The organism is Sphingopyxis sp. OAS728 (genome assembly GCF_014873485.1).
Lineage (GTDB): Bacteria > Pseudomonadota > Alphaproteobacteria > Sphingomonadales > Sphingomonadaceae > Sphingopyxis.
Window position 1 is genome coordinate 4,062,604 of record NZ_JADBDT010000001.1, and the last position, 26,479, is coordinate 4,089,082.

Below are 26,479 nucleotides of genomic sequence, written 5' to 3' on the forward strand. Positions count from 1 at the left end.
GCACCCGTAACCCGGCTGCCTTATTTTTTCTGGATCAAATCATTTGCGTTTCATCCCCGCGCGTCAAGCCGCAATCGTCAATTTGCTTAACCCTTCTGCGCCGCGATCCACACGTCGACCCGCCGTTCGAGCACGTCGAGCGGCACCGGACCCGATTCGAGCACGACATCGTGGAAGGTGCGGAAATCGAACTTGTCGCCGAGCGCCGCCTGCGCGCGGCCGCGCAATTCCATGATCTTGAGCTTGCCGATCAGATAGGCGGTCGCCTGTCCCGGATAGACGATATAGCGTTCGATCGCCTTTTCGATGTCGCCGTCGGGGTTGGGGGTATTGTCCTTCAGATATTTGATCGCCTGCTCGCGGCTCCAGCGTTTGTCGTGGATGCCCGTGTCGACGACGAGGCGGCATGCGCGCCACAGCTCCATGCCGAGCCGCCCGAAATCGCTGTAGGGATCGGTGTAAAAGCCCATGTCCTTGCCGAGTTCCTCGGTGTAGAGCCCCCAACCCTCGGTGTAGGCGGTGAACCCCCCGAAGCGGCGGAAGGGCGGCAGGCCGGTGAGTTCGGTCTGCACCGCGCGCTGGAGGTGGTGCCCCGGGACGCCCTCATGATAGGCGAGCGCTTCGAGCTCGGTCTTCGACATGTCCCTGAGGTCGAAGAGGTTCACATAATAGATGCCGGGGCGCGACCCGTCGGGCGACGGCGAGGAATAGAAGGCCTTGCCCGCCGACTTCTCGCGGAACGCCTCGACCGCCTTCACCTGCAGATGCGCCTTGGGCAGCGTGTTGAAGAAGGCGGGCAACCGCGCCTCCATCGCCTTCACCTTCGCATCGACGTCGGCAAGATAGGCCTCGCGCGTCGTGTAAAAATATTGCGGGCTCGTGCGCAGGTGCGCGAAGAATTGCTGGAGTGTGCCCTTGAAGCCGACCTTTTTCATGATCGCCTGCATTTCGCCATGGATGCGCGCGACTTCGGACAGGCCGAGGTCGTGGATTTGGGCTGCGGTCATGTCGGTCGTGGTGTAGTTCGACAGCAGTGCCTCATAATAGGCCTTGCCATCGGGCAGGCGCCACACGCCGTCTTGCGTCGGCGCGCTCGCCTGTTGGTGCTTCATTTCGGTGAGCAGGCGGCCATAGGCGGGCCCGGCGCTCTCGTTCCACGCCGTTTGGGCCGCACCGATCAGCCGCGCCTTTTCTGCCGCGTCGATGTTCAATTTGCCGACTTTGGCGGTGATATCCTCGACCACCGCATTGCCCGGCTTCTGCAGATTGCCAATGTCGGAGATGAGGTAGGCATAGACCCACTTCGGCGGCTGGATGCCCTTCGCCGCGCGCTCGGCCGATTGCGCCGACAGCGCGTCGAGGACCGGGCCGAGCCCGCGGATGCGCTCGATATAGGCTTCGGCCTCGCCGACATCGGCGACACGGTGGATGTTGATCAGGAACGCGGGCATCTGGCTCTGCGCGCCGTTCATCTGGTCGAAGATATAGCCATGGTCGCGGAAGGGGAACAGCCGGTCGGCGCGCGCGGCCTGCGTGTTGAACAGCTCGAACGACAGCGCCTCGTCGGCGGTCAGTTTCGACGGGTCATAGCTTCCGCGCATCGCGGCGGCGGTCGCCTGTTGCAGCTTGTGGTTCGCGACGGCAGTTTCGTCGGAGACGTCGTTCCATTTGCCATAGTCGCCGTCGCGAATCCCGCGGCGCGCCTTGGCTTCGGGCGAGAGCGACAGCTGCGCCGCGTCATAATTGTCGAAGAATTGCGAAAGGTTGGCGCCGGCGGGCGCGGCATCGGGCGCGGGCGTCGCAGCCGCGGTGGCAGGCGCTTCCTGTACGGCGGCCGGGGCGCAGCCCGCGACGGCGAACAGCGCGAGGCCGGTGGACAGGCGAGCGATAATCTTGAGATGCGACACGAATTTCTCCCGGTTTTTCCGATGCGCACGGGGCTTGCCATAGCGTCATCGCGCGCGCAATGGCGGGGCCATGTCGCTCTTCGCCTCGCTCACCGATAGCGCCTATGCGCTCGTTCGCCCGATCGTCCACGCCACCGATGGCGAGGCCGCGCATAACCTGACGCTCAGCGCGCTCCAGCCGCTGCCGCGCGCGCGCCATGCACTGACAAGCCCGGCGCTCGCGACCGAGCTTGCGGGGCTCAAATTTCCGAACCCCGTCGGCCTCGCGCCCGGTTTCGACAAGGATGCGCGCGTCGCGCATGTGATGCCGCATTTTGGCTTCGGCTTTGTCGAGGTCGGCACGCTCACCCCATTGCCGCAGGAGGGCAACCCGCGCCCGCGCCTGTTCCGGCTTGTCGAGGATCGGGCGGTGATCAACCGTATGGGTTTCAACAATGGTGGGCAGGAAAAGGCGGCCGAACGGATTATATGCCTGCGCCGCCATGGCCTGCCAGTGCCGCTTGGTATCAACATCGGCGCGAACAAGGACAGCGCCGACCGCATCGCCGACTATGCAAAGGGCACCGCCGCGATGGCGCCGCTCGCCGATTATCTGACGGTGAATATCAGCTCGCCGAACACGCCGGGTCTGCGCGCCTTGCAGGACAAGGGTTCGCTCGAAGCGCTGCTCGACGGCGTCGCTGCGGCGCAGCCTGTGGGCGCGGCGAAGCCGGTTTTCCTGAAGGTCGCGCCCGATCTCGAGCCGGCAGACATCGACGACATCGTCGCCGTCGCGTTCGACAAGGGACTCGCTGCCGTCATCGTCTCGAACACCACGATCGTGCGGCCCGTGCTCGCATCGCGCCACGCTGCCGAAGCGGGCGGCCTCTCGGGCGCACCGCTTGCTGAACTGGCGTTGCAACGCGTCCGCGATTTCCACAGCGCCAGCGGCGGCAAGCTGCCGCTCGTCGCCGCGGGCGGCATTGCTTCGGCCGAGCAGGCGTGGGAGCGCATCCGCGCCGGAGCCAGCCTGATCCAGATCTATTCGGCGATGGTCTATGAAGGCCCCGGCCTCGCCGGCCGGATTGCGCAGGGTCTTGAAAAGCTGGCCGCGCGTGATGGCTTCGCACGTGTTGCAGACGCAGTGGGGACCGCGCACTGACGGGGTTGCCTTGGCCCGAGGCGCGCGCCAATGTCGCGCCCATGTTGAAAAGACTCCTCCCGCTCGCCGCCCTCCTTTCCGCCACCGTCTCCGCGCCCGCGCTTGCACAGGGCGTCACCTCGTCCGCCGATCCGCGCGCGACCGAGGCGGGGCGCGAGATTTTGCATGAGGGCGGCACCGCCGCCGACGCCGCGATCGCGATGGTCGCGGTGCTGACGCTCGTCGAACCGCAGTCGAGCGGGATCGGCGGCGGCGGCTTCATGGTCCATCACAATGCCAAGGACGGCAGCATCTCGACGATCGACGGGCGCGAAATGGCGCCTGCGGCGGCCAAGCCCGACCGTTTCCTCGGCCCCGACGGCAAGGCGCGCGGCTATATGGACGTCATCCCCGGCGGGTTGTCGGTCGGCGTCCCGGGCAATGTGCGCCTGATGGAAATGGCGCACAAGAAATGGGGCAAGCTCGAATGGAAGGCGCTGTTCCAGCCCGCGATCAAGCTCGCCGAAGAAGGCTTCCTCGTCACCCCGGCGCTCAACAACTGGCTCGTCCAGTTCCAGCCGATGTGGAAAGAGTTCCCGGCGCCGCAGGCGATCTACTATGTCGACGGCAAGCCCGCGCCGGTGGGCACGCGGATCAAGAACCCCGCTTATGCGAAGCTGCTCCGCGACATCGCGGCGCGCGGTCCCGACGCATTCTATAGTGGCGCCAATGCCAAGGCGATCAGCGACGCCGTTGCCAAGGCACCGCGCCACCCGAGCCAACTCACGGTCAAGGATATCGCCTCCTATAAGGCGAAGGAGCGCCCCGCGGTCTGCACCACCTACCGCATCTACAAGGTCTGCGGCATGGGCCCGCCCTCGTCGGGTGCGACCACCGTCTTCGGCATCCTCGGCATGATCGAGGGCTGGGACATGAAGACGATGGGCAAGGATAATCCGATGAGCTGGCATCTGCTCTCGGAAGCGATGCAGCTCGCCTATGCCGATCGCGCCGCCTATCTCGGCGACGGCGATTTCGTCGATGTTCCGGTGAAGGGCCTGCTCGACAAGACTTACCTCGCCGAGCGCCGCCAGCTGATCTCGCCCTTTGGCGCCGCGGGCCATTACGACCCCGGCACCCCGCCGGGCGCCAAGCCGCGCGCCGCCGCGCCGCCGGTACAGGAGCAGGGAACGACGCATTTCGTCACCGCCGACAAGGACGGCAACCTCGTGTCGATGACCTCGACCGTCGAAAGCATCTTCGGCAGCCAGCTGATGGCGAACGGCTATTTCCTCAACAACGAGCTCACTGACTTCGACCTCGCGCCGACCGAGGGCGGTGTGCCGACGGCGAACCGCGTAGAGGCCGGCAAGCGCCCGCTTTCCTCGATGTCGCCGACGGTCGTCTATGGTCCCGACGGCAAGGTCGTTCTCGCGGTCGGCTCGGCGGGCGGCAAGCGCATCATCATGCATGTGACCAAGGTGCTCGTCGGCGTGCTCGACTGGGGGCTCGATGCCAAGACCGCGATGGAGCTTCCGAACCTCTTTTTCGGCCAGCAAGGCGTGCTCATCGAGAATAATGAGGCGGGCAAGGCGATCGCCGCGAAGATGAAACCCTTCGGCTACAGCTTTACCGCGACGAGCCTCGGCTCGAAGCTCAACGCGGTCGAGCGCACCGCCGAGGGCTGGCGCGGCGCCGCCGACCCGCGCGGCCCGGGCAGCTCGTCGATCGACGGCGCACCGGCGCAGAATTAATCAACGATAACGATAAGATAAAGCAGCGAACACTCCCTGGAGAGAGGCAGAATGAAGCTCGTAAACCCCCATCTCGACCATTTTCCGAGTCTGGTCGCGATGTTCTTCGACCGTGCGGGGCGCGGCGGCGAAGATCCCTTCCTGTGGCGCAAGGCCGATCGCGCCTGGCACCCGCTGAGCTGGCGGCAAGTCGCCAACCAGGTGTCGGCGCTCGCGCACAGCCTGCGCGAATTGGGGCTGAAGGACGGCGACCGCGTGGTGCTGGTCAGCGAAAACCGGCCCGAATGGTGCATCGCCGACCTTGGCATCATGGCCGCGGGCTGCATCACCGTGCCAACCTATACGACCAACACCGAACGCGATCATCAGCACATCCTCGACAATAGCGGCGCGAAGGCGGTGATCGTCTCGACCGCCAAGCTCGCGCGCACGTTGATGCCCGCGGTGATGCGTTCCGAGGCGCATATCGTCATCAGCATGGAAAGCCTGCGCATCGGCCAGCAGGGCGAGGTTGCGGTCCACGACTGGGAGCCGCTCGTCGCGGGTGGCGAGGCGTATCTGGAAGAAACCAAGGCGCGCGCCGCGACGATGACGCGCGAGGATACCGCTTGCCTTATCTACACCAGCGGCACCGGCGGCGCGCCGCGCGGGGTGATGCAGCATCACGGCGCGATCCTGCACAATGCCGCGGGCGCGGCCGAGGTGCTCGTCAACGACTTCGGCATCGGCGACGAGGAGGTGTTCCTGTCGTTCCTGCCGCTCAGCCACGCCTATGAACATTCGGGCGGCCAGTTCCTGCCGATCATGGTCGGCGCGCAAATCTATTACAGCGAGGGGCTCGAAAAGCTCGTCTCGAACATCGAGGAAACGCGCCCCACGATCATGGTCGTCGTGCCGCGGCTGTTCGAGGTGATCCGCGCGCGGATGATCAAGTCGGTCGAAAAACAGGGCAAGCTCGCGAACTGGATGCTTGGCCAGGCGCTCCGCGTCGGCGAAAAGGATTATGAGCGCCGCATGGGCGTGCTCGATCGCCCGGTCGACCTGCTGCTCGACAAATTATTCCGCCCCAAGATCGGCAAACGCTTCGGCGGCCGGATGAAAGCGCTGGTGTCGGGCGGCGCGCCGCTCAATCCCGAAATCGGCGTCTTCTTCCACTCGATCGGGCTGACCTTGCTGCAGGGCTATGGTCAGACCGAAGCCGGTCCGGTGATCAGCTGCAACCGCCCGAGCGCCGGAATCAAGATGGACACCGTCGGTCCGCCGCTGATGAACACCGAAGTGCGTATCGCCGACGACGGCGAAATCCTCGTGCGCGGCGAGCTGGTGATGAAGGGCTATTGGCGGAACAAGGCCGAGACCGAGCGCGTGCTCGTTGATGGTTGGCTCCACACCGGCGACATCGGGCACATCGACGACAAGGGCCGCATCGTCATCACCGACCGCAAGAAGGACCTGATCGTCAACGACAAGGGCGACAATGTCTCGCCGCAGCGCGTCGAGGGCATGCTGACGCTCCAGCCCGAGATCCTGCAGGCGATGGTCTATGGCGACAAGCGCCCGCACCTCGTCGGCATCCTCGTCCCCGATCCCGAATGGATGGCCGAATGGGCCGAAGCCGAGGGGTTGCCCAAGGATTTGAAGCTGCTGCGCGAGCATGAGAAATTCCGCGCTGCGGTCCGCGCGGCGGTCGACCGCGTCAACGGCCAGCTCTCGGTGATCGAAAAGGTCCGCAAGTTCGACTTCGCCGACGAAGCCTTCACGATCGAGAATGAGCAGATGACGCCGTCGATGAAGATCCGCCGCCATATCCTAAGGCAGGTCTACGAAGACAAGATCGCCGCCCTCTACAAGGCGTGATCGTCAGAGCAGGCGGGGGTGCGACCCGAAGAGCTCGGCGCAAACCGGACCCCGCCTGCGACTGAACCCGAGGCTCAGCCTTTGTCCCCCGCCGGTTTGCGATAGGGGACGAATTCGCCAAAAACGCACGTCGGGCCGCGGATTCCGCTAGACCGGTCGACCAGGTGGAAGAAGTCGCCTTCGCAGGTCGACGACCCGAACTGGCGTACCACCATGATGTCGCTGTCCCGCGCAAGACCCGGGCAACTACTCTTCAAGTCATTCCTGTATACCAGATTGCCGCCGGAACGATAGAGCAAGATATTGTCCGACACGCGAATAGTATCATTACTTCGATAACTGGGAAGGCAGCGGACGGGCGGACCAGGAACCTTGCCCGCAAGCTGCTTGTCGAGCCGTTCGGCCTGCTTGGGGGTAAGCGCGGCGGCACCGGGTTCGCTCGAACCGGCGGGCGCGCAGCTTGCGACCAGCGGCGCGGCCGCGGTCAACAGCGCGGCAGCCATCAGGTTCAGCTTCGCCATGAATATGCTCCTTGAAGTCGGCCATTATGGCCATGGCTGATGAATGGGTGCTGAAGCGGCATCAGGCCGCATCCTTCAGCGCGCGGATACGCCCGAGTTCGGCGGCGTTCGGGGCGCGCAAAAAGGGGTTGGTCGCGCGTTCTTCGCCGATGCTGGTCGGCACCGTGGCTTCGCCCGCGGCGCGCGCCGACTCGACCGCGGCCAGCCGCTCGGCCAGCGCGACATTGTCGGGCTCGACGGTCACCGCGAAACGCGCATTCGACAGCGTATATTCATGTGCGCAGTAAACGCGCGTCGCATCGTCGAGCGTGCCGAGCTTTTGCATATTGGCGAACATCTGCTCGGCGGTGCCTTCGAACAACCGGCCGCAACCCATCGCGAACATCGTGTCGCCGACGAAGATCGCGGCGTCGCTCGCGAAATGATAGGCGATATGGCCGGCGGTATGCGCGGGGACGTCCCAGACGTCGGCGACATGGTTGCCAAGCTTGACCTTGTCGCCGCCCTTCACCTGCACATCGAGCGTCGGGATGCGCGCGAACTCCGCAGCGGGGCCGGTGATCGTGCAGTCGGTGGCTTCCTTGATCGCCGCGTTGCCGCCGGTGTGATCGGGATGCCAGTGCGTGTTCCAGATATCGGTGATCGTCCAGCCGCGTTCGGCGGCGGCGGCGAGAACGGGCTCGGCGACGGCGGGGTCGACGACCATCGTCGCGCCGCTTTCGGGATCATGGACCAGCCAGACATAATTGTCGCTGAGAACGGGAATACGGACGATGTCCAGCGCAGCCATATTATCTCCTTTCCAGCGTCTCGCCCCATCAAGACGGAGCGGCGGCGCCGGGGCCTTGGTCCGCCTGTTCAGGTCAGAAGGGCGCCGTACCCTTGCTCGTTGAACTCGATCAGGCAGAATCCGTTGCCGAACGGGTCGGCGAACATCGCCTGTCTGCCATAGGGCAGGTCCAATGTCTCGCCCTCCTGCACCGCGCCCGCGGCAAGGGCCCGCCGGCTGGCGTCGTCGAGGTCGGTAACGGAAAAATCGGGATGCACCGGTGTCCAGTGCCGGTTGTAGCGTCGAAAGTCGCCGCCGTCGGGACCGATCCTGGAGCCGGCCGCTTTTGTGATCAGATAGATGGAAACCTCGCAGCCGGTCAGCTCGACGATATCGTCGTCGAACCGCCGGGCTGCGGTCAATCCGAGTGCGCTCGTGTAGAAATGCTCGCCAGCAGCGAGGTCGGGCACGTCGATGTTGATCAACAGGCCCGGCATCGCGCGGCCCCTACCAGGCGCCGGTGTTGGGCATCGAGGCCCAGGGCTCGGCGGGGTCGAGATAGCCTTCCTGCAGCAGCTCGACCGAAATGCCGTCGGGCGATCGCACGAACGCCATATGGCCGTCGCGCGGCGGGCGGTTGATCGTCACCCCGGCGTCCATCAGCCGCTGGCACGTCGCATAGATGTCGTCGACGCGGTAGGCGAGATGCCCGAAATTGCGCCCGCCCGAATATTCCTCGGCCGGGCTGCCATCGGCGGGCGGCCAGTTATAGGTGAGCTCGACCTCGGCGACATTGCCTTGCCCGGGCGCGGCGAGAAAGATCAGCGTATAGCGGCCCTTCTCGTCGTCGAAACGGCGCGTTTCCTCGAGCCCGATCAGCTTGAAGAAATCGACGGTGGCGTCGGGATCCGACACGCGGATCATCGTGTGAAGATATTTTGTCATGGCGCCTATATTAGGCGCGAAGGGCCCGCGCTTCAAACGCTTCGAACAGGAATAGGAATTCTTGCGGAACCGGTGCCGGTGCGCCTTGCGCCTCGGCGACATGGACATAGACCAGCTGCCCGTCGGCGCGCAGGTCGTCGGCGCCCGCGCGGTGCAGCTCGAACAAATAGGTCATCGAACTCGTGCCGACGCGCGACGCGCGCACGCAGATGTCGATTTCCTCGTCGAGCAAGATCGGCGCACGATAGTTCACCTCGGCGCGCGCGACGTGGAATTCGGGGCTGCTGTGCGCCGGCCAGCGATCGTAAACCCCGACGCCGCGCCAATATTCGGTGATCCCGATGTCGAAATATTCGAGGTAGCGGCTGTTGAACACCACCGCCTGCGCGTCGATCTCGGCATAGCGGACACGCTTTTTGACGCTGAATTTGAAATCGCTGCGAGCCATGATGTTCCTCTAGTTCGTCGCGAGCCGCGCGACTGTGCCTAATTTGTCGCGATACGCGCGACGGTGTCGATCAGCAGCGCGATGTCGGTATCACGCGACAGCCGGTGGTCGCCGCCTTTGACCAGCGTCACCTGCACATCGGCGCTGGCGAGCGCCGCCGACAGGCGCAGGCTGATATCGGGCGGGACATCGCCATCCTGTTCGCCGTGGAGCAGGCGCACCGGGCAGCTGAGGGGGATTTCACTATCGAGCAGCCGGTTCGCTTCGCCTGACTGGAAAAAGCCGCGCGTCGTCACATAGGGCTGGTCGCTGTACGGCGTCTCTTCGACCAGCGCGCCCTCGGCGAGGATGATCGCCTTCTCGGCATCGCTGAAACCCCAGTCGGTGAAATCGGGCGCTGCGGCGATGCCGACGAGCCCCGCCACGCGGCCCGGCCCGTCGCGCTGTACCAGCGCCAAGGCGGTGAGCAGCATCAGCCATCCGCCCATCGAAGATCCGACGATCACGACCGGCCCCGCGGCCTTCGCATCGATCAGGTCGAGCACATCGCCGCGCCAGTCGAGCAAATTCTGGTCGGCGAACAGCCCGTCCGAGAGCCCGCATCCCGCATAGTCGAGTAGGAGGCAGGCGTGGCCCTCGGCCGCCGCCCAATCGAACAGCGCGGTCGCCTTGCCGCCCGCCATGTCGGACATATAGCCCGGCAGGAAGACGATCGTCGGACCGGTTCCCGGCGTATGGCGATAGGCGAGCCGTGGGCGGCCCGAACGGTCGAGATAGTCTGGGACAGTGTCCACCGGGATCAGATGACCCAGTCGATCGTGCTCATCTGCATGACGGCCTGCCCCTTGGCGCGCCGCTTTTCGACCATGATATGATTGAGCCGCTGGATCGTGTCGCTGCCCGTGGTGATGCACCAGCCGGGAACGACGGCGTGGACGAGCGCACAGACCCCGCCATAGATCATCGTCACGCCGAATTTCGACGCGACGCCGAAATGCTCGATGTAATTCTCATCGACGCTCTTCGGATGGTCGACGAACAGGCGCTTGAGCGACTTGATCATGGGGGACGGCTCCTTTCCGGCTGCCGTCGCCCTAGCGGGGCGGGAGCGGGGGAGCAAGGTCGCCGGTCAGCTGCGCAGGAAAATCTCTTCGATCGGCATGCCGAAGAGATCGGCGATGCGAAAGGCGAGGGGCAGCGAAGGATCGTATTTTCCGGTCTCGATTGCGTTGACCGACTGGCGCGACACCTCGAGGCGCTCTGCCAGATCCTGCTGGCTCCAGTCGCGTTCGGCGCGCAGGACTTTCAGGCGGTTCTTCATGCCCGGTCCGCGCGCCGTTCGGCCGACGTCATGACCATCTGGCCCAGTCCCAGCCCGATCGCCCAGACCGGTACCACCCACCATGCCGGCACATGCGGGACGACGCCGAACATTTCCAGAAAGCCCCAAAGCGTTCCGGTAAGGAGGACGAGCGCGAGACCGATCAGGGCGGCGCTGGTCTGGCGATATCGCAGATATTCATCCTCTTCCTCGACAACATAACGGGCGAGCGTCCAAACGAAGAAGATCATCGGCACCGATGGCAGGACGGCGATTCCCCATAGCAGCGCGCCTTGCGGGTGGAGATAGTTGCGAACGGTCATGGCTATGCCCAGGCACAGGACATATCCGAGGGACCAGATCAGCATGCGTCGATTATATCGCCGTGTTGCGGGCGACAGAGCGCCCGCAGCCGCCTGCCGATTGTTCGCCGCCTTCGTCAGGGGAAAGAGAAACAGCGTCGCCGCCGCGACGAAGGGTAGCGAACGCCAGCCGCCCAAAAAGCCGCGATGCTCGAAATAGGCGATCACGCATAGCGCCAGTGCGAAGGCGGCCGCCCACAACCCCGGCTGGCGACCCGCGAAGCCGGTTCCGGTCTCTGCAGTCTTCTCGGGCATGTCAAACTTCCTTATCTGATAGACAAGGAAACTTTACAAGTATTTGGGTATTTAGTCAAGTGACATTGACATAATGACAAGCTCGGCAAGCAAAGCTGCCGCGCTATTCCATCAACCGGCTCGGCCAGCCGATACGCACCAGCGTCTCGTCGGGATCGGACATGGCAAATTCGTACATGCCCCAATGCTTGTGCGTCGGTGCCTTCTCCGGCTCCAGAATATGGTCGCGAACGCGCTCGGCGATTTCCGCAACGCGGGCGGTATAGAGGTAAAGACCAAACGGGTTCTGCCCTGGCACCAGCCATCCCTCGGGCGTCTCGGTCGTCAGATGAAGCTGCCAGCCATTGCCATCGTCGAGCAGGCGATAGCTGCCATAATCGCCGACGACCGACAGGCCGAGCTTTTGATAGAAGGCCGTGCTCGCGTCGATATCGGTGCAGGGCAGGATTGCGGCGATGCTGTGGGGCGGTGGGGCGTCAGTCATGCCGGCAATCTATGTCCGCTGCGCCGGTGACGCCAGCGCCAGTTGACGAGATGCCCGGCGGCCAGCGTGAGCGCGCCGAGCGAGGTCAACAGGCGGTCGGCGGCCTCGGGATCGGCGGCCTCGATCCACCCCTCATGCGCCGACAGGCCCAGTGCAAGCAGGCCTAGCCCCGAGACTGCGAGTATCGTCGGCACCAAACGCCTATGCCGTCGCCAGCCATCGCGCATCGCTATCGCTGCGGCCGGAAGTGCGAGCAATAATATCGCAGCATGAACCCCCTCGGGCAGCGCGATCCAGCGGCTGAGCGCCGGGGCTAGAAGAAGGAGCAGGGGCAGCGCAAGGCAATGGAGCAGGCAAGTGAACGACAGGACGATACCCGTCAGGTCGGCAAGGCGCACGCGCGCGGCGGGGAGGCACATATGGGTCTTTCGCGGGAGGGGTTCGGACGCCAGATAATGATACATTATCTCATTGCAAGTCCTGTTGTGAATCCGCCCCTTGCCGCCCATATCGCATGCTGGCAAAGGGGCGCCGCACTTTTGCGCAAGAAAGGCCAGTTTTTCGATGTCTCAGATGATCCGTGTCACCCTTCCCGATGGCTCTGCCCGTGAAGTCGTGCGCGGCACTACCGCGGCGCAGATTGCGGCCGACATCGGACCCGGCCTCGCCAAAGCCGCGCTCGCCGCAAAGATCGACGGCGAACTGCGCGATATCACGCGGCCGCTCGAGGAAGACACCAACCTCGCGCTGGTGACGAGCCGCGACGAAGCCGACGCGCTCGAACTGTTCCGCCACGACTATGCCCACGTCCTTGCCGAGGCGGTGCAGAATCTGTTTCCGGGCACGCAGATCACCTTCGGTCCGTCGACGGGCGATGGCTTCTACTACGACTTCGCCCCGACCGCCGAGCATGGCCCGTTCCGCGACGACGAGCTGCCGCTGATCGAGGAGGAGATGCGCAAGATCATCGCCGCCGATCTTCCTTTGACGCGCGAAGTGTGGGAGCGTGACAAGCTGATCGCCAAATGGGCCGCCGAGGGTGAGACCTTCAAGGCCGAATGGGCCGCCGAACTGCCGCAGGGCGAGGAACTCACGGTGTATCGCAGCGGTGAGGGCTGGATGGACATGTGCCGCGGCCCGCACCTCGCCTCGACGGGCAAGCTCGATCCCGCCGCGTTCAAGCTGACGCGCGTGTCGGGTGCCTATTGGCGCGGCGACCAGAAGAATGCGCAGCTCTCGCGCATCTACGGCACCGGCTGGCTCAACAAGAAGCAGCTCGCCGAGCATCTCGTCCGGCTGGAGGAGGCCGCGAAGCGCGACCACCGCAAGATCGGCCGCGAGATGGACCTGTTCCACCTGCAGGAAGAGGCGCATGGCAGCGTCTTCTGGCACCCCAAGGGCTATCGCATCTACCGCGAGCTCGAGGCCTATATGCGCCGCGCGATCGACGGTTCGGGTTATCAGGAGGTCAAGACGCCGCAGGTGATGGACGCCAAGCAGTGGGAACAGTCGGGCCACTGGGGCAAATATCGCGAGAATATGTTCGTCATCCCCGACGAAATCCCGAACATTGAGGATGAAGGTCCGATCGTCTCCGACGGTGCCGAGTGGATGGCGCTGAAGCCGATGAACTGCCCGGCGCACGTCCTGATCTTCCGTCAGGGGATGAAGTCGTATCGGGACCTGCCGCTGCGCATGGCCGAAATGGGCTGCTGCCACCGCAACGAGCCGCATGGCGCGCTGCACGGCATCATGCGCGTGCGCCAGTTCACGCAGGACGACGGCCATATCTTCTGCCGCGAGGACCAGATCGTCGAGGAAGTGCGCGCCTTCTGCCAGTTGCTCGACCGCGTGTACCGCGAGCTCGGCTTCGAAAAATATGCGGTGAAGCTCGCGCTGCGCCCCGAAAAGCGTTTCGGGACCGAGGAGATGTGGGACAAGGCCGAGGCGGAACTGCGCGAAGCCGTCCAGCGCGCGGGCATGGCGAGTGACGATTATGGCTGGGAAGAACTGCCGGGCGAGGGCGCCTTCTATGCGCCCAAGCTCGAATTCCACCTGACCGACGCGATCGGCCGCACCTGGCAGTGCGGGACGATCCAGTCCGACCGCGTGATGCCCGAACGGCTCGATGCGTCGTACATCGGTGAGGATGGCGAGCGCCACCGTCCGGTGATGCTCCACCGCGCGATCCTCGGCACCTACGAGCGCTTCATCGGCATCCTGATCGAGCATTTCGCCGGCCGCTTCCCGACCTGGCTCGCGCCGGTGCAGGCAGTGGTCGCGACGATCGTCAGCGACGCCGACGCTTACGCCAAGGACGCGGTGGCCCAGCTCACCGCGGCGGGCATCCGCGCCGACATCGACGTGCGGAACGAGAAGATCAATTACAAGGTCCGCGAACACAGCCTCGCGAAGGTTCCTTACCTGCTCGTCGTCGGCAATCGCGAGGCCGAGGAAGGCACTGTCGCGATCCGCACGCTAGGGCAGGACGGCCAGCGCATCATGCCGCTCGCTGAAGCGATCGCGATGCTGAAGGGTGAGGCGACCCCGCCCGACCTGCGCAGTTGATCGCATCGAAGAAGCGTCGCCCGCGCCGTTGGGGCCGCTGGCTGTTGCTGCTGGCGCTCGTCGGCGCGGCGCTCTTCGCCCGCGGCTATTGGAACGCGACGCGCGACCCGGTGATCCGCACCGCGACGGTCGCGGTCGGTGATTGGCCAGCCGCGCAGCCGCCGCTCAAGATCCTGCTCCTCTCGGACACGCACGTCGCAGGCCCCGACATGCCGCCCGCGCGGCTGGAGCGGATCGTTGGCGAGCTCAACCGGCTGAAGCCCGACCTCGTGCTGATCGCGGGTGACCTCGTCAGCGAAAAGCGCAGCGCGACGCATATCTACACCGCCGCTGAAGTCGTCGCGCCGCTCGGCGGCCTCCGCGCGCCCCTAGGTGTCATCGTCGCGCCGGGCAATCACGACCATTGGTTCCGGCCCGACGCGCTGCGCAGCGAATTGGAGAAGCGCGGAATTCGCGTCCTCCAGAATGAAGCCGTCAAGCTCGGTCCGCTGGTCGTCGGCGGCGTCGATGATGATTATTCGGGCCATGACGATGTTCCCGCGACGCTCGCCGCGATGGACCGCCTCGGCCCCGGCGTGCCGCTGCTCCTGACGCACAGCCCCGATATCGTCCCCGACTTGCCGCGCCCCGTCGCCGCAGTGTTCGCGGGCCACACGCATTGTGGCCAGATTCGCTTCCCCATCGTCGGCGCGCTGACCTATGTCTCGCGCTACGGTGATCGCTTCGCGTGCGGCGATATCGACGACAAGGGCCAGCGCGTTTTCGTCGGCGCCGGCGTCGGGACCAGCCTGTTGCCGCTGCGGTTCAACACCCCGCCCGATGCTTGGCTCGTCACGCTCGGCTCCGAATGACCGACCTCCACCACCTCGTCGGCCTTGCGCCGTGGACCTTCGCGGGCGCGGCGGCGATGACCTTTGGCGCCGCGTTCGTGCGCGGTCTCACCGGATTCGGCATGGCGATCATCCTCGTGCCCTTGCTCGGGCTGATCATGCCGCCGGGCGAGGCGGTCGTGCTCGGCATATTGCTGCAATTGCTGATCGGCCCCGTCGGTTTCCGGCGCATCGCGACCGACGCCGACCGGCGTACCGCGTTGCCCATTGGTCTGCTTGCAATGCTCGCGACGCCGCTCGGAATGATGGCGCTGAAGGCGGTCACGCCTGACGTTGCGCGGCTGCTGATCGCGATCATCGCCATCGCCGCCTTCCTCTTGATCCTGATGCCGCAGCATCCCGACGGCCATAAGCCCGGGCGCATGGCAATCGGCCTGACCGGGATCGCGTCGGGCATCCTTACCGGCTTCGCCGCGATGCCGGGGCCGCCCGTCGTGCCCTTTTACCTGCGGCAACGGATCGCGCCCGGCGTTGCGCGCGCGTCGATGATGCTCGTCTTCTTCGCGACCGCAATTGCCGGCACGCTCGCGTCGCTCTGGCTGGGGCTTGCAACCGCCAAGCTCTTCATCCTGTCGCTTTTGCTCTTCGTGCCGATGGCGCTCGGCGACCATGTGGGTACGCGATTGTTCGGCCGGGTGCCTGTGCCGGTGTGGCGCGCGATCGTCGCGGTCGTACTTGGCGTCGCCGGCCTGTCGGCGCTGCTCCGATTGTTGAACTAATTCTCACTCCTGTTCGCATCGAGCGAAGTCGAGATGCCGTGAGGGCACAGGCTCACGATGGGTGTCTCGACTTCGCTCGACACGAACGGAGAGGCGTCTAGAGGCTGCGCAGCGCCTGCGCAGGCTTCGCCGACAGCAGGGGCCAACTCCCGGCAATCCCGATCAGGAACGACAGACCCGCGCCGCCGAGCAGGGTCAGCCCGACGATCAGCGGATCGGGCGCGAAGTCGAAGTCGAACAACTGCGTCACGACATACCAGGCGCCCGCAAGCCCCAGCCCGAGCGCGAGCACCGCGAGGATGCCCGCGAGTACGGCATATTCCATGCCTTGTGCACCTAGGATCTGTCCGCGCGTCGCTCCGAGCAGCTTCAGGATCACGCTGTCGTAGACGCGCCGCTCGCGGCTCGCCGCAATCGCGCCGATGAGCACTGCGATGCCCGCGAGGATCGCGATGCTCGCCGCTGCGGCGATCGCCTGGCTCATCTGCGTGAGCAAGGTCGTCACCTGCGACACGACATCGCGCACGGCGATCAGCGACGCCGACGGGAAAGCGCGCGGAAGGCTGCGCGACAGCGCGGTTTCGGCCTCAGGCCCGACCGCGACCGTCGCGACCATATTATGGGGCGCCGCGTCGAACGTGCCGGGTGAAAAGACGAGCACATAGTTCAGCCCGAAATTGTCCCAGTTGACGGTGCGGAAGGAGGCGACCTTCGCCTGCACCTCGACCCCCAGGACATTGACCGACAGCGTGTCGCCGAGCTTGAGCCCGAGCGACGCTGCGACCTCCTGCTCGACGCTGACCAGCGGCGGTCCCTTGTAATCGGCCGTCCACCACTGGCCGCCGACGAGCTCGCTGCCGTTCGGCAGCACGGGGCTGTACGTCAGTCCGCGGTCGCCGCGCAGCACCCACGCGCCTTCGGGCAGTTCGGCGAGTTCGTCGACGCGCTGCCCCGCAAATTCGGTGACGCTACCGCGCAATGCGGGGATCATATTGATCTCGGCCTTTGCGTCGGCGTCCTTCACCATCGTCTGGAAGCGCGCGGTGTCGGTGCGCGGCACGTCGAGCACGAAGAAGCTCGGCGCGCGCTGCGGCACGGTCGAGCGGATTTCGGCGGTGATGCTCGTCTGGATCGCCGCGAGCGTCACGAACAGCGTGAGACCCAACCCGAGAGCGACGACGAGCGCGCCAGTCGCGGCGCCGGGACGGTGGAGGTTCGCGAGCGCGAGGCGGAACAACGGGCGCTTGGGGCGCGGCAGGCGGCTCGCGGTGCGCCGCACCAGCCACCCAAGCCCGACGAGGATGAGCAGCAGCCCGATCGCGGCGCCGATGAAACCGAGCGCGAACAAAGGCTCGCGCGCGGTGCCGACCGCGAGCGCGATGATCGCTGCGAGCGCCGCCGCGACCGCGATCACGGTCTGCCGGTCGATCCGCGCCGCGCCGCTCACCGTCGCGCGGTAGAGCCCGGCGGCAGGAACATGCCGCGTCGCCGCGAGCGGGGGGAGGGCGAAGGCGACGGCGATCAGCAGGCCATAGGCGGCGCTGACGGCCAGCGGCAGCGGATAGATGGACACGCCCGGTTTGACCGGCAGCACATCGCCCGCAATCGCGCCGATGATAGCGGGCGCGAGCGCGCCGACGATCAACCCCGCGACGATCGACACCGCCGCGACCGCCAGGATCTGCAGGCCATAAATGCGCGCCACCGTGGCGCTGTCGGCGCCGAGCACCTTCAGCGTCGCGAGCCCGGGGCGCTTGCCGGCGAGATAGCTCGCGACGCCATTGCCGACGCCGATCCCGGCGATCACCAGCGCGGCCAATCCGACGAGCGACAGGAACTGCCCCATCCGCTCGATAAAGCGCCGCGTGCCGGGCGCGCCGTTGCTGCTGTCGGTGATATCCCAGCCCGCATCGGGGAATTCGGCGGTCAGCGCCTTGCCGACCGCTTCGGGGTTTGCACTGCCCGGCAGGCGGACGCGATATTTGCTCTCGTACAGGCTGCCCGGCTGGATCAGCTGCGTCGCGGGCAGGTCAGAAAGCCCGATGATCGCGACGGGGCCGAGCGTGAAGCCCTCGCCCAGCCGGTCGGGTTCCTCGGCGATCACGCCGTCGATCAGGAAGCTTTTTTCGCCGAACTTGACGCGCTCGCCGACCTTCAGATCGAGCCGCGAGACAAGATCCTTGCCGATCCAGATGCCGCCCGGCGGCGGCGGACCTTTGCGCGCGCCGCTTTCCAGCCGCATCGTGCCATAAAGCGGGTAGGCGCTGTCGACCGCCTTCAGCTCTGACAGCAAAGCCTCGCCATCGGGATCGTTTGCCATCGCGCGCAGCCGCACGGTGGCCGAGGGCGTGCCGACGCGGCGGAAACCTGCCATTTCCTCGGGCGCGGCTTGGCGCTGCGGCAGGCTGAATTCGATATCGCCGCCCAGGATCGTCTGCCCGCGCACTTCGAGTTCGGAGGTGATGCCGCGCGTCAGGCTGCCGATCGCTGCGAGCGTCGCAACGCCGAGGAACAGGCAGACCGCGAGAAGGCGAAGCCCCCGGATACGCGTCGCAAGGTCGCGGCGCGCGATGCGCCAGAGCGTGGCGAGCGGGAGCACCTAGGCGGCCCGCTCTTCGATTTTCCCATCGTGCATCACGACGACGCGGTCGCAATGCTCGGCGAGTTCGGGGTCGTGGGTGATGATCAAAAGCGTGGCGCCTAATGCGGCGCGGCGTGCGAAGATCAGCTCGATAATCGACTGGCCGGTCGCGGTGTCGAGATTGCCTGTCGGTTCGTCGGCGAAGATGATCGCGGGTGAACTCGCCATCGCGCGCGCGATCGCGACGCGCTGCTGCTCGCCGCCCGAAAGCTGCGCCGGATAATGGGTGAGGCGATGCCCGAGGCCTACCGCCTCAAGTTCGGCGGCGGCACGGCCGAACGGATCGGCAATGCCCGCGAGTTCGAGAGGCACCGCGACATTTTCGAGCGCGGTCATCGTCGGCAGCAGATGAAAGGCCTGGAGCACGATGCCGATGCGGCCGCGCCTTGCACGCGCCAGATCATCCTCGTCCATCGTCGCAAAATCGAGCCCTGCGACATTGATGCTGCCGCCATTGGCGCGCTCGAGCCCGGCGAGCACCGCCATCAGCGAGCTTTTGCCCGATCCCGACGGGCCGAGCAGCGCGACCGAGGTGCCGGCTTCGACCTCAAGGTCGACACCGCGTAAAATTTCAACCGGGGCCTTGTCGCTTCCAAGCGTGAGCGTCACATTATGGGCGGCGATCGCCACGTTCGGCGATTGTCGTTGGGCGTCGGGCAAGGAGAGGACCCTTTGAAATGAGAACGGCCGGATGGCGCTCTTTTTTGATATATGGTTGCGCAATCGCGCTTTGCCAACCGCTCGCCGCATGCGGATCGGCGGAGACCCCATCGGCTTCGACCAATGACAAGGTTGCTGCGAAAGCGGCGCCTGATATTCCCGCCGACGCGCCGCTCGTGATTGCCTTCGGTGACAGCCTCTACGCCGGCTATCAGCTCGGGCCGAAGGAAGGACTCGCGCCGCAATTGCAGGCCGCGCTTGCCGACGACGGCGTCGTCGCGCGGGTGCAGAATGCGGGCGTGTCGGGAGACACCACCGCGGCAGGCCGCCAGCGCCTGACCTATGTGCTCGACAATGCGAAGGTGAAGCCCGCGCTCGTCGTGCTCGGGCTCGGCGGCAACGACATGCTGCGCGGCATCGGTCCCGACCAGACGCGCGCCAATCTCGATGCCATGCTCGCCGAACTCAAGAAGCGCGAAATCCCGGTGCTGCTCACCGGCATGATGGCCGCGCCGAACCTCGGCAGCGATTATGCGGGCAAGTTCAACCCGATCTATCCCGAACTCGCGTCGAAATATGAGGCGAGCTTCTATCCCTTCATCCTCGACAATGTCGTCACCGACAAGGCGTTGATGCTCGGCGACAATCTGCATCCCAATGCCAAGGGGGTGAAGGTGGTGGCCGAAGGACTCGCGCCGCTGGTCGAACAGGCGCTGCCTAACGCGGGCTAGCTCCCCCGCGGCCCGAACAGGATGATCGCGGCGCCGCCGAGGCACACGGCGGCGCCGATCAGGTCCCAGAGGTGGGGCTTTGCGCCCTCGACCGCCCACAGCCAGATCAGCGCCGAGACGATATAAACCCCGCCATAGGCGGCATAGGTGCGCCCCGCATGCTCGGCATCGACCAAGGTGAGCAACCACGCAAACAGCGCCAGCGACGCCATTCCTGGCACGATCCACCACACCGACTTGTCGAGCCGCAGCCACGCCCAGAAGGCGAAGCAGCCAGCGATTTCGGCGAGCGCTGCCCCGATATATGCGAATGCGGTCATCGGCCCACCGTGGCCGGACGGCGGACAAAAGAAAAGGGGCGACCCGTAGGCCGCCCCTCTCTTTTTCGTTTCGCTGTCTGAAGGATCAGAAAGCGAAGCCAACGCCGGCGACGAAGGTGTCGAAGTCGCCGAAGTTGTTGATGAACTGGTGACGATATTCACCCTTGGCGTAGATGTTCTGGCCCAGCTTGTGCTGGTAGCCGGCACCGACATACGGATCGTCGACGTCGCCGAAGGTGTAACCGCCGGTCACATAGGCCTTGCCAGCCGAGCCGACCTTGGCGCCGAGGCGGCCGCCGGCCGAGAACTGGACGTTCGCGCCGTCGACGAGGACCTTGTCGCCCGCGATTTCGGCACCGACGAAGGTCGAGCTGCCGAGGTCGAAGTCATAACCCGCTGCGACGCCGAGCGTGCCTTCGTCCTGGCCATTGCCGGTGATCAGGCCGCCGCGAACTTCCACGCGGCCTTCGCCGGCGGGGGCTGCGAGTGCGGGGGTTGCAACGATGGCCGTCAGGAGAGCGGCTGCAACTGCGAATTTCTTCATGTTATTTTCCTTCTGCTTTTACTCGGGCCAGCCCTTTTGGGTCGCGGCCCACCCCGTAAATGGGGCTTGCGCCTGTCGCTGCAATGAACGGATCGTTCAGAATGTGACAATTTTCTTACCTGTGTTATTTTTACCACACAGTATAGAATAGCTATGCGTCCGCGACCGCCAAAATTGGCGGATAACTGCGGCCATATTGTCAGGTGGTCGCCGCCCCGCAGGACGGAATTGCGCCGGTTTAACCCAGCGCGGCCTGCTTTTCCTCGGCGATGCGGTCGAGTTCGGCGCGCGTCGGCTTGGTTGCAGCGCTCTTCAGCTGCCCGCACGCCGCCATGATGTCGCGCCCGCGCGGGGTGCGCACCGGCGCCGAAATCCCGGCCTTGAAAATCAAGTTGCTGAACGCCTTGACGCGCTCGGGCGTCGAACATTCATAGATCGCGCCGGGCCAGGGGTTGAAGGGGATCAGGTTCACCTTCGCGTGCAGCCCATATTCGCGGATCAGCCGGACGAGCTCGCGCGCATCGTCGTCGCTGTCATTCTTGTCCTTCAGCATCACATATTCGAAGGTGATGCGCCGCGAATTGCCTGCGCCCGGATAGTCGGCGCACGCCTTCAGCAGTTCGTCGATGCCATATTTGCGGTTCAGCGGCACGATCTCGTCGCGGATTTCCTTCGACACCGCGTGCAGCGAGACCGCAAGGTTGACGCCGATCTCTTCACCCGCGCGCGCCATCATCGGCACCACGCCGCTCGTCGACAGCGTGATCCGGCGGCGCGAAAGCGCGAGCCCGTCACCGTCCATCACGATCTTGAGCGCGCCCTTGACCTCGTCGAAATTATACAGCGGCTCGCCCATGCCCATCATCACGATGTTGGTCAGGATGCGGCCGTCGGCGGTGTAGTTGCCGCCTTCTTCGTCGTCATCATCCTCGGGATCGGGGCCGAAACCCGCCATCGTGCCCTTGGGCCACTCGCCGAGTTCGTCGCGCGCCAGCATCACCTGTCCGACGATCTCGCCCGCGCCGAGGTTGCGGACGAGGCGCATCGTGCCGGTGTGGCAGAAACGGCAATTGAGTGTGCAGCCGACCTGGCTCGACACGCAGAGCGTTCCCCGATCGGCATCGGGGATGAAGACCATTTCATATTCCTGGCCGTCGGCGGCGGCGAGCAGCCATTTGCGCGTGCCGTCGCTCGACACCTGCGCCTCGCGCACCGTCGGACGGCCGATGATGAAACGGTCGGTCAGCCACGGGCGCATCGCCTTCGCGATGTCGGTCATCGCCTCGAAATCGGTGACGCCGCGGTGATACATCCAGTGCCAGATCTGCTTGGCGCGCAGCTTCGCGGCCTTGGCGTCGAGGCCCGCCTCGACCAGCACGCCGCCGATCGCATCGCGCGACAGGCCGATCAGGTCGATGCGGTTGCCGCCGCGCAAGGGAACGGTGCCCGTCGTGACGGGGTCGATATGGCCGGGAATCTGCATGATGCGCGGCCATATAGTGGCAAAGGGCCGCTTGCGCCAGTCCCGGCGTCAAACGGCCCTTTTCCTTCCGGTTACAGCGACTTCAGCCGCTCCAGCACCTGCGGCACCGTCCCGTTCGCCTCGGCGTTGCGCAGCGGCAGGACATTCTGCACCAGGATTTCCTCGGGCGTCGGTTCCACCGCGAACAGCGAAATCACCTCATCGGCGAACGCATCGAGCGGCATATAGCCCTCGCGCGTCGACTGGCCGGGGGTCAGGTCGGTCCGCACTGCGGGCGGCGCCAGCTCGATCACCTCGACCTTGCCCTCCAGCTGGATGCGCAGCGCGACCGAGTAACTGTGGATCGCCGCCTTGGTCGCCGAATAGGTCGGCGCCTTGGGGAAGGGGACAAAGGCGAGCCCCGACGTCACATTGACGATCGCTGCGTTGTCCTGTGCCGCGAGATGATCGACGAGCGCGTCGATCAGGCGGATGGGGCCGAGGATATTGGTCACGACCGTCGCCTCGGCCTGCGCCAGGTCGCGCTTCGTGCTGACATCCTCGGCGTTCATGATGCCGGCGTTGTTGACCAGGACATTGAGGTCGGGGAATTTCGCGACGACCTCCTTCGCAAAGGTCGTGATCGCCTCGGCGTCGGTCACGTCGAGCGACATCGCCGCCATATTCGGCCGACCCGCGATCGCGGCGTCGAGCTTCGCGGCATTGCGCCCGGTGACGATGACCTTGTTGCCCGCGTCGTGCCAGCGTTGCGCGAGTGCGAGGCCGATGCCCGAACCCCCGCCGGTGACGAGGATGGTATTGCCTGTGGTTTTCATGGGTCTTCTCCTTTGGGGGTGGTGAGAAGGCCTAGATATCCCTATACTCTCCAAAAGAAAGAAGGCACCCGAAAGTGCCATAGTTACCAAAAAGAGAGATTTGGATTTTCCGCCATGCCCACGCCCGAAAAAATATCCTATGATCCGAATGCGCCGGTCGATCCGCGCGTCGAAACGCTCGTCAACGAACTGATCGGCCGAGTCGCCGACAAATGGACCCTACTCGTTCTCGAGGAGCTGGAGGACCACGGAACCTGCCGCTTCACCGAATTGTCGCGCCGCGTTCCCGGCATCAGCCAGAAGATGCTGACGCAGACGCTGCGCCAGATGGAGCGCGATGGGCTGCTCGTGCGGACGGTGCATCCGGTGGTGCCGCCGAAGGTCGAATATTGCCTGACCGACCTCGGCCATAGTCTGGGCGAGGCCTTTTGCGGTGTGTGGGTTTGGGCGGAGGCCAATCTGGAACGCGTGGCGCGGGCAAGGATGGCGTTCGACGCGCGGGATTGAGGCAGGGGCAAATCTGCATCGCCAGCTAATGATTGCGGGCATGTCCCGCAAACCTTCCGCCTGTGAGCCGATATCAATTTTGGGGAGGTCTGGCGCCCCGCATCCAGTCGGGCGCCTCAGGTGGAGGAACGAAAATGCTACAACTGCCGCGTTCGTCGATTATGATCTTTTCGTTGTAAGTGACCAACCGTCGATAGTTTAGGGACCGGCGATTTATGACATAGCCTCCCTTGAACGTGTCCGGCCAATTGTCCGGGAACGCTATCTCATCGCCAATGAAATTGGCGTCGACCTCCCGCGTTCCTGTCGGAACGGGGTATCTGACCTTTCCCTCGCTCTCGGCGAGAGTAAATGGTCCCGTAGCAAATGAAGCAGCCGGATCCGCCTGCTCCGAACGACAGTTCAGAACCACCTCGTCCGACGCTGCGATCAGAAGCAAGCCGAATATTATCATGGCTCTGGATAGCAAGCGGCCGGGCTACGTCAAATAGCCGCGTTCCATTGCGGAGCCGACATTCAGTTGCGGCAGAACTGCAGGCCTCCGAGCGCTAATAAGTCCAACAGCAAGCCGGGACCATGACCGTGCCCGAATCATGGCCCCGGCTTTGACGGGCCCTGCAACTTGGGTCCGCCGATCAGTTGCGGATCGAGCTGACCTGGATCAGCTGGCCCTGCGACGCGCTGGCGACCACCACATCGGCCTGCGCCGAGGCGACGCGCTTCGTGTCGCGGCGGCATTGCCGCACATCGTTCTTGCCCGCGATGTCGAAATCGGCGGCGGTGCCGCACACTTCGACGACGGCGCGCCAGATGCGCCGGTCGAGCGCCTTGGTCCCGGCAGGAGTCCGCAGGTCGAGGTCCTTATGTGCCACCGCGACACTCGGGTTCGCGGGGGCGGTCTGCGCCGAAACAGGCTGGCCGATCGAAGCGGCAGCGAGAGCGGCGAGGATCAGAAGCTTTTGCATCTTGTATCTCCTTCGGCCGGCTGAAGAGGAGGGGAGGAAGCCGGTTAAACAGAGATAGAGGATCGGCCTGAGCGGCGGGAGCAACGATGTTGCGCGACTATTCTGCAAAATTGCAGAATGAGCGAGAGCCCATTATGTCGCACAAGACAGCATGTATGATTGGAATGACCTGAAGGCCTTTCTGGCCGTTGCCGAGACCGGCAGCACGCTGTCGGCGGCGCAATCGATGCGCGTCAGCCAGACCACCGTCGCGCGGCGCATCGCCGCGCTCGAGGAAGCGACCGGCCTCAACCTCTTCGAACGGCGGCAGGCCGGCTACGCGCTGACCCCCGTGGGCGAGGCGATGCTGGCGAGCGCCATTGCGGTTCGCGATGCCGCCGACCGCTTCAGCGATGCCGCGGGCGCGCGGTCGCGCGATGCGGGCGGCACGGTCAGCGTGACGGTGATGGAAATTTTCGCGGTAACGATCCTGCCGCCGATCCTGCGCGACCTGCGCGCCGCGCATCCTGCCATCCATATCCATCTCGATACGTCGGACGAGCCGCGCGATCTCGCCGCCGGCGCCGCGGACATCGCGATCCGCAGCAGCAAGCAGCCGACGGGCGCGGGCCTCGTCGGGCGGCGCATCGCCGACAATCCCTGGACGCTCTATAGCAGCCGCGATTACGCTGACCGCCACGGCATCCCGCACACGCGCGAGGAACTCGCGACCCACCCCTTCATCGGCGGCGGCGGTGCGGTCTGGGAACCCTATCAGGCATGGCTGCGCCAATATCGGCTCGAGGAGTCGGTCGTGATGCAATATGACACCGGGTCGGGTCTGCTCGCCGGCGTGCGCGCGGGCATGGGCCTCACCATCCTGCCCGCGTTCATCGCCGAGCGCGAACCAGACCTCATTCGCTGCATCCCGCCCAAGGTGGAGGATACGACGGGCCTGTGGCTGCTGACCCACGAAAGGTTGCGCCACGTCCCGCGCGTGCGGATCGTCCTCGATTTCCTCGCCGCCGAACTGACGAAGCTAGGGCGCAGCTAGGGCGCGAGCGCCGCCTCGATTGCGGCCTCAACATGGAGCGCCAGCGTGTCGAACAGCGGCACCGCGCTATCCTCCTCGCCGACCAGCAGCATGATTTCGGTGCAGCCAAGAACGATCGCCTCGGCACCGTCGGCGATCAGCGACGCGATGATCCGCCGATATTCCGCGCGCGACGCGTCAAGGACCACGCCCTGCACCAGCTCGTCATAGATGATGCTGTGGACGATCGCGCGATCGGCGTCGCCGGGGATGATCGCCTCGACACCCGCCGCCGCCATGCGCGCGGTGTAGAAGGGCTTTTCCATCGTGAAGGCCGTGCCAAGCAGCCCCACGCGCGAAAATCCCGCCGTCTTAATGGCCGCGATGGCGGGGTCGGCGATGTGGAGAAGCGGCACCGGCGTCGCCGCCTCGACCGCCTCGGCGCACAGGTGCATCGTATTCGCGCAGATCAGCAGCAGTTCGGCGCCGCCCGCGGTCAGCGATCGGGCGGCGTCCGCCATCTGCGCGTCGAGCAGGTCCCAGTCGCCGCTCGCCTGCAATTGCGCGATGGGGGCGAAATCGACCGACAACAGCAGGATGCGCGCCGAATGCAGCCCGCCCAGCCGCGCCCGCACGCCTTCGTTGAGCAGCCGGTAATATTGGGCCGAGCTTTCCCAGCTCAAACCCCCGATCAGGCCGATTGTCTTCATCGCGTCCGTCCGTTCCGAAATCGCTGTCCTACAATATCGCGCCGATCTAGCCTGCCCGGCGATGACGCGCGACACAGCTTTCCTGCTAACCGCTACAGACGCTCTTCCGCGCCCTGCAACGCGCGTGATGAAAAGCGATTTGCGAGTGAAGTTGCGCAGTTTTCCGCCGTT

Annotated in this window: 29 protein-coding genes; 9 read left to right on the top strand and 20 right to left on the bottom strand. The window is 65.1% G+C overall.

Going from position 1 to position 26,479, the window contains the following annotated elements; translation table 11 throughout:
- Positions 1-86 precede the first annotated feature (86 nt).
- Complete coding sequence (locus tag GGC65_RS19160) at positions 87-1,907, bottom strand: DUF885 domain-containing protein (RefSeq protein ID WP_192648619.1); 1,821 nt, start codon at positions 1,905-1,907, stop codon at positions 87-89.
- Between the two features lie 70 nt (positions 1,908-1,977).
- Here GGC65_RS19160 and GGC65_RS19165 point away from each other — a divergent pair, with 70 nt between their 5' ends.
- Genes GGC65_RS19165 through GGC65_RS19175 form a run of 3 tightly spaced genes read left to right on the top strand, consistent with a single transcriptional unit; the run spans position 1,978 to position 6,638 of the window.
- A complete protein-coding gene (locus GGC65_RS19165) occupies positions 1,978-3,048 on the top strand; it encodes a quinone-dependent dihydroorotate dehydrogenase (protein ID WP_192648620.1) in 1,071 nt (356 codons plus the stop codon).
- 41 nt (positions 3,049-3,089) lie between these two features.
- Positions 3,090-4,781 carry a gamma-glutamyltransferase gene (ggt, locus tag GGC65_RS19170; protein ID WP_192648621.1) on the top strand — a complete coding sequence of 564 codons (1,692 nt, stop codon included), beginning with the start codon at positions 3,090-3,092 and terminating at the stop codon, positions 4,779-4,781.
- A gap of 51 nt (positions 4,782-4,832) precedes the next feature.
- Positions 4,833-6,638 (top strand): AMP-dependent synthetase/ligase, encoded by a 1,806-nt coding sequence (locus GGC65_RS19175; protein ID WP_192648622.1) that lies wholly within the window; start codon positions 4,833-4,835, stop codon positions 6,636-6,638.
- Between the two features lie 74 nt (positions 6,639-6,712).
- Here the strand turns inward: GGC65_RS19175 and GGC65_RS19180 are convergent, their stop codons facing one another.
- From GGC65_RS19180 to GGC65_RS19230, 11 genes are all read right to left on the bottom strand, one after another.
- Positions 6,713-7,159, bottom strand: a complete 447-nt coding sequence (locus GGC65_RS19180) for a hypothetical protein (protein WP_192648623.1) — start codon at positions 7,157-7,159, stop codon at positions 6,713-6,715.
- 61 nt (positions 7,160-7,220) lie between these two features.
- Positions 7,221-7,949, bottom strand: a complete 729-nt coding sequence (gene gloB / locus GGC65_RS19185; protein WP_192648624.1) for a hydroxyacylglutathione hydrolase — start codon at positions 7,947-7,949, stop codon at positions 7,221-7,223.
- A gap of 68 nt (positions 7,950-8,017) precedes the next feature.
- Positions 8,018-8,413: a VOC family protein gene (locus GGC65_RS19190; protein ID WP_225940913.1), complete on the bottom strand. Its 396-nt coding sequence runs from the start codon at positions 8,411-8,413 to the stop codon at positions 8,018-8,020.
- Between the two features lie 22 nt (positions 8,414-8,435).
- On the bottom strand, positions 8,436-8,873 hold the full coding sequence (locus tag GGC65_RS19195; protein WP_192648626.1) for a VOC family protein: 438 nt from the start codon (positions 8,871-8,873) through the stop codon (positions 8,436-8,438).
- 10 nt (positions 8,874-8,883) lie between these two features.
- Entirely contained in the window at positions 8,884-9,321 is a 438-nt protein-coding gene (locus GGC65_RS19200; RefSeq protein ID WP_192648627.1) for an acyl-CoA thioesterase, read from the bottom strand.
- Positions 9,322-9,359: 38 nt separating this feature from the next.
- Positions 9,360-10,124, bottom strand: a complete 765-nt coding sequence (locus GGC65_RS19205; protein ID WP_192649631.1) for an alpha/beta fold hydrolase — start codon at positions 10,122-10,124, stop codon at positions 9,360-9,362.
- Complete coding sequence (locus tag GGC65_RS19210; RefSeq protein ID WP_192648628.1) at positions 10,121-10,384, bottom strand: DUF6356 family protein; 264 nt, start codon at positions 10,382-10,384, stop codon at positions 10,121-10,123. The genes GGC65_RS19205 and GGC65_RS19210 overlap by 4 nt, the downstream gene beginning before the upstream one ends.
- Before the next feature lie 66 nt (positions 10,385-10,450).
- Positions 10,451-10,642, bottom strand: a complete 192-nt coding sequence (locus GGC65_RS19215; RefSeq protein WP_192648629.1) for a helix-turn-helix transcriptional regulator — start codon at positions 10,640-10,642, stop codon at positions 10,451-10,453.
- Complete coding sequence (locus GGC65_RS19220; protein ID WP_192648630.1) at positions 10,639-11,259, bottom strand: hypothetical protein; 621 nt, start codon at positions 11,257-11,259, stop codon at positions 10,639-10,641. The genes GGC65_RS19215 and GGC65_RS19220 overlap by 4 nt, the downstream gene beginning before the upstream one ends.
- 103 nt (positions 11,260-11,362) lie before the next feature.
- A complete protein-coding gene (locus GGC65_RS19225) occupies positions 11,363-11,743 on the bottom strand; it encodes a VOC family protein (protein ID WP_192648631.1) in 381 nt (126 codons plus the stop codon).
- Positions 11,740-12,207 (bottom strand): MerC family mercury resistance protein, encoded by a 468-nt coding sequence (locus GGC65_RS19230; protein ID WP_225940914.1) that lies wholly within the window; start codon positions 12,205-12,207, stop codon positions 11,740-11,742. Before GGC65_RS19230 ends, GGC65_RS19225 begins: the two co-directional genes overlap by 4 nt.
- Positions 12,208-12,307: 100 nt before the next feature.
- Between GGC65_RS19230 and thrS the strand changes: the two genes are divergently transcribed.
- Genes thrS through GGC65_RS19245 form a run of 3 tightly spaced genes read left to right on the top strand, consistent with a single transcriptional unit; the run spans position 12,308 to position 15,920 of the window.
- Complete coding sequence (gene thrS / locus GGC65_RS19235; protein ID WP_192648632.1) at positions 12,308-14,311, top strand: threonine--tRNA ligase; 2,004 nt, start codon at positions 12,308-12,310, stop codon at positions 14,309-14,311.
- A complete protein-coding gene (locus tag GGC65_RS19240) occupies positions 14,308-15,162 on the top strand; it encodes a metallophosphoesterase (protein WP_225940915.1) in 855 nt (284 codons plus the stop codon). The genes thrS and GGC65_RS19240 overlap by 4 nt, the downstream gene beginning before the upstream one ends.
- Positions 15,159-15,920 (top strand): sulfite exporter TauE/SafE family protein, encoded by a 762-nt coding sequence (locus tag GGC65_RS19245; protein ID WP_192648633.1) that lies wholly within the window; start codon positions 15,159-15,161, stop codon positions 15,918-15,920. Before GGC65_RS19240 ends, GGC65_RS19245 begins: the two co-directional genes overlap by 4 nt.
- 97 nt (positions 15,921-16,017) lie before the next feature.
- Here the strand turns inward: GGC65_RS19245 and GGC65_RS19250 are convergent, their stop codons facing one another.
- Entirely contained in the window at positions 16,018-18,519 is a 2,502-nt protein-coding gene (locus tag GGC65_RS19250) for an ABC transporter permease (protein WP_192648634.1), read from the bottom strand.
- Positions 18,520-19,191 (bottom strand): ABC transporter ATP-binding protein, encoded by a 672-nt coding sequence (locus GGC65_RS19255; RefSeq protein WP_318780195.1) that lies wholly within the window; start codon positions 19,189-19,191, stop codon positions 18,520-18,522.
- Positions 19,192-19,238: 47 nt separating this feature from the next.
- Between GGC65_RS19255 and GGC65_RS19260 the strand changes: the two genes are divergently transcribed.
- Positions 19,239-19,952 (top strand): arylesterase, encoded by a 714-nt coding sequence (locus tag GGC65_RS19260; protein WP_192648636.1) that lies wholly within the window; start codon positions 19,239-19,241, stop codon positions 19,950-19,952.
- On the opposite strand, the gene GGC65_RS19265 is transcribed toward GGC65_RS19260, so the two are convergent.
- From GGC65_RS19265 to GGC65_RS19280, 4 genes are all read right to left on the bottom strand, one after another.
- Positions 19,949-20,272 (bottom strand): YnfA family protein, encoded by a 324-nt coding sequence (locus GGC65_RS19265; RefSeq protein ID WP_192648637.1) that lies wholly within the window; start codon positions 20,270-20,272, stop codon positions 19,949-19,951. The two genes, GGC65_RS19260 and GGC65_RS19265, sit on opposite strands and share 4 nt — an antisense overlap.
- Positions 20,273-20,357: 85 nt before the next feature.
- Positions 20,358-20,816 (bottom strand): outer membrane protein, encoded by a 459-nt coding sequence (locus GGC65_RS19270; protein ID WP_192648638.1) that lies wholly within the window; start codon positions 20,814-20,816, stop codon positions 20,358-20,360.
- A 238-nt stretch (positions 20,817-21,054) separates the two neighbouring features.
- Complete coding sequence (gene rlmN / locus GGC65_RS19275; RefSeq protein ID WP_192648639.1) at positions 21,055-22,299, bottom strand: 23S rRNA (adenine(2503)-C(2))-methyltransferase RlmN; 1,245 nt, start codon at positions 22,297-22,299, stop codon at positions 21,055-21,057.
- A 71-nt stretch (positions 22,300-22,370) separates the two neighbouring features.
- Positions 22,371-23,114 (bottom strand): SDR family oxidoreductase, encoded by a 744-nt coding sequence (locus tag GGC65_RS19280; protein ID WP_192648640.1) that lies wholly within the window; start codon positions 23,112-23,114, stop codon positions 22,371-22,373.
- A 114-nt stretch (positions 23,115-23,228) separates the two neighbouring features.
- On the opposite strand from GGC65_RS19280, the gene GGC65_RS19285 reads away from it, so the two are divergent.
- A complete protein-coding gene (locus GGC65_RS19285) occupies positions 23,229-23,621 on the top strand; it encodes a winged helix-turn-helix transcriptional regulator (RefSeq protein ID WP_192648641.1) in 393 nt (130 codons plus the stop codon).
- Between the two features lie 635 nt (positions 23,622-24,256).
- Here GGC65_RS19285 and GGC65_RS19290 read toward each other — a convergent pair.
- Positions 24,257-24,586, bottom strand: coding sequence for a UrcA family protein (locus GGC65_RS19290; RefSeq protein WP_192648642.1), 330 nt, complete (start codon positions 24,584-24,586; stop codon positions 24,257-24,259).
- Positions 24,587-24,737: 151 nt separating this feature from the next.
- On the opposite strand from GGC65_RS19290, the gene GGC65_RS19295 reads away from it, so the two are divergent.
- Positions 24,738-25,619 carry a LysR family transcriptional regulator gene (locus GGC65_RS19295; protein WP_192648643.1) on the top strand — a complete coding sequence of 294 codons (882 nt, stop codon included), beginning with the start codon at positions 24,738-24,740 and terminating at the stop codon, positions 25,617-25,619.
- Here GGC65_RS19295 and GGC65_RS19300 read toward each other — a convergent pair.
- Positions 25,616-26,308: an aspartate/glutamate racemase family protein gene (locus GGC65_RS19300; RefSeq protein WP_192648644.1), complete on the bottom strand. Its 693-nt coding sequence runs from the start codon at positions 26,306-26,308 to the stop codon at positions 25,616-25,618. The genes GGC65_RS19295 and GGC65_RS19300 overlap by 4 nt on opposite strands.
- Between the last annotated feature and the right edge of the window lie 171 nt (positions 26,309-26,479).

Bases quoted from the DNA above. Each gene is read 5' to 3' on its own strand.
- GGC65_RS19175 (WP_192648622.1), top strand. From the start codon at position 4,833: ATGAAGCTCGTAAACCCCCATCTCGACCATTTTCCGAGTCTGGTCGCG.
- GGC65_RS19165 (WP_192648620.1), top strand. From the start codon at position 1,978: ATGTCGCTCTTCGCCTCGCTCACCGATAGCGCCTATGCGCTCGTTCGC.
- GGC65_RS19215 (WP_192648629.1), bottom strand. From the start codon at position 10,642: ATGAAGAACCGCCTGAAAGTCCTGCGCGCCGAACGCGACTGGAGCCAG.
- GGC65_RS19210 (WP_192648628.1), bottom strand. From the start codon at position 10,384: ATGATCAAGTCGCTCAAGCGCCTGTTCGTCGACCATCCGAAGAGCGTC.
- thrS (WP_192648632.1), top strand. From the start codon at position 12,308: ATGTCTCAGATGATCCGTGTCACCCTTCCCGATGGCTCTGCCCGTGAA.
- GGC65_RS19200 (WP_192648627.1), bottom strand. From the start codon at position 9,321: ATGGCTCGCAGCGATTTCAAATTCAGCGTCAAAAAGCGTGTCCGCTAT.
- GGC65_RS19300 (WP_192648644.1), bottom strand. From the start codon at position 26,308: ATGAAGACAATCGGCCTGATCGGGGGTTTGAGCTGGGAAAGCTCGGCC.
- ggt (WP_192648621.1), top strand. From the start codon at position 3,090: ATGTTGAAAAGACTCCTCCCGCTCGCCGCCCTCCTTTCCGCCACCGTC.
- GGC65_RS19230 (WP_225940914.1), bottom strand. From the start codon at position 12,207: ATGTATCATTATCTGGCGTCCGAACCCCTCCCGCGAAAGACCCATATG.
- GGC65_RS19290 (WP_192648642.1), bottom strand. From the start codon at position 24,586: ATGCAAAAGCTTCTGATCCTCGCCGCTCTCGCTGCCGCTTCGATCGGC.
- GGC65_RS19225 (WP_192648631.1), bottom strand. From the start codon at position 11,743: ATGACTGACGCCCCACCGCCCCACAGCATCGCCGCAATCCTGCCCTGC.
- GGC65_RS19180 (WP_192648623.1), bottom strand. From the start codon at position 7,159: ATGGCGAAGCTGAACCTGATGGCTGCCGCGCTGTTGACCGCGGCCGCG.
- gloB (WP_192648624.1), bottom strand. From the start codon at position 7,949: ATGGCTGCGCTGGACATCGTCCGTATTCCCGTTCTCAGCGACAATTAT.
- GGC65_RS19285 (WP_192648641.1), top strand. From the start codon at position 23,229: ATGCCCACGCCCGAAAAAATATCCTATGATCCGAATGCGCCGGTCGAT.
- GGC65_RS19270 (WP_192648638.1), bottom strand. From the start codon at position 20,816: ATGAAGAAATTCGCAGTTGCAGCCGCTCTCCTGACGGCCATCGTTGCA.
- GGC65_RS19295 (WP_192648643.1), top strand. From the start codon at position 24,738: ATGTATGATTGGAATGACCTGAAGGCCTTTCTGGCCGTTGCCGAGACC.
- GGC65_RS19280 (WP_192648640.1), bottom strand. From the start codon at position 23,114: ATGAAAACCACAGGCAATACCATCCTCGTCACCGGCGGGGGTTCGGGC.
- rlmN (WP_192648639.1), bottom strand. From the start codon at position 22,299: ATGCAGATTCCCGGCCATATCGACCCCGTCACGACGGGCACCGTTCCC.
- GGC65_RS19245 (WP_192648633.1), top strand. From the start codon at position 15,159: ATGACCGACCTCCACCACCTCGTCGGCCTTGCGCCGTGGACCTTCGCG.
- GGC65_RS19195 (WP_192648626.1), bottom strand. From the start codon at position 8,873: ATGACAAAATATCTTCACACGATGATCCGCGTGTCGGATCCCGACGCC.
- GGC65_RS19220 (WP_192648630.1), bottom strand. From the start codon at position 11,259: ATGCCCGAGAAGACTGCAGAGACCGGAACCGGCTTCGCGGGTCGCCAG.
- GGC65_RS19260 (WP_192648636.1), top strand. From the start codon at position 19,239: ATGAGAACGGCCGGATGGCGCTCTTTTTTGATATATGGTTGCGCAATC.
- GGC65_RS19265 (WP_192648637.1), bottom strand. From the start codon at position 20,272: ATGACCGCATTCGCATATATCGGGGCAGCGCTCGCCGAAATCGCTGGC.